Origin of the sequence: Streptomyces anandii JCM 4720, from assembly GCF_014650655.1 — a bacterium.
GTDB lineage: Bacteria > Actinomycetota > Actinomycetes > Streptomycetales > Streptomycetaceae > Streptomyces > Streptomyces anandii.
This window is the reverse complement of record NZ_BMVJ01000020.1, coordinates 115,465-116,498: the sequence shown is the minus strand read 5'-3', so window position 1 is coordinate 116,498 and position 1,034 is coordinate 115,465. Positions and strand designations below refer to the sequence as shown.

1 protein-coding gene is annotated in these 1,034 nt (G+C 74.9%); it reads right to left on the bottom strand.

What is annotated here, in order from left to right; translation table 11 throughout:
• Positions 1 to 1,034, bottom strand: a 1,034-nt coding sequence (locus IE249_RS28670; protein WP_229859450.1) for a condensation domain-containing protein, incomplete at both ends; no start/stop codon positions are given.

The window sequence follows — 1,034 nt, the reverse complement described above, 5'->3', positions numbered from 1 at the left end:
GCCGGTCTCCAGGTCGAAGGGGCGGGCGGCTTCCTCGGCGAGGGCCGCGAGGGCTGCGGCGCGGTCGGCGGCCGGTGGCAGCTCGCGCAGCTCGGGCCGGATGTTGTCCGACACCACCTGCACGGGGCGGCCGCCGTCCGCGCGGAACAGCGTGCGCAGCGCCTCGTGCCGGCTCAGCAGCTCGGTGAGGGCCTTCTCGACGCGCAGCAGCTCGGTGTCCGCCGGGAGTTCGAAGGCGCCGGCCATGTTGTACGCGAAACCGGCGGGGTCCAGCTGATGCAGGAACCAGAGGCCCTCCTGCTCGTGCGACAACGGCAGCGGACCGGTGCCGGTCCGGCGCCCGACCACCGGCCGCGGCGCGACCGGCCCGTCGCTGGTCCGGCCGATGAGGTCGGCGAGTTCGGCGACCGTGGGGTTGCGGAAGAACTCCTGCAGCCCGAGGTCCGCGCCGAAGTGTCCGCGCACCCGGGACAGCACCCGGACCATGCTCAGCGAGTCGCCGCCGAGTTCGAAGAAGTGCGTGTCCCGCGCGACGGAGTCCACCGGTACGCCGAGGATCTCGGCCCACAGCGCGGCCAGGCGCTGCTCGGCCGGGCCCGCCGGCCGCCGGTCGGGCGCCGCCTGCTCGGTGTGCGCCTCCGGCACGTCGGGCAGCGCGCCGCGGTCCACCTTGCCGTTGGGCGACAGCGGCAGCGCCGCGAGTTCGATCACCCGGGACGGCACGGCGGCCGTCGACAGCCTGGCGGCGACCAGGTCGCGCAGCTCCTGCCGCCACGCGGGGGTCGCGGCGCCCACCGGTACGACGTAAGCGTGCAACTGGGGTGATTGCTCGGCGATCTGACGGACGATCACCGCGGCCTCGCGCACCTGCGGGTGCCCGCTGAGCACCGCCGCCACCTCGACCGGCTGGATCCGCACGCCACGGATCTTGACCTGGTCGTCGACGCGGCCGCTGATCGCCAGGGTTCCGTCGACCGTCCAGCGGCCCAGGTCACCGGTGCGGTAGACCCGGTCGGCGGGGTCGTCGCCGAACG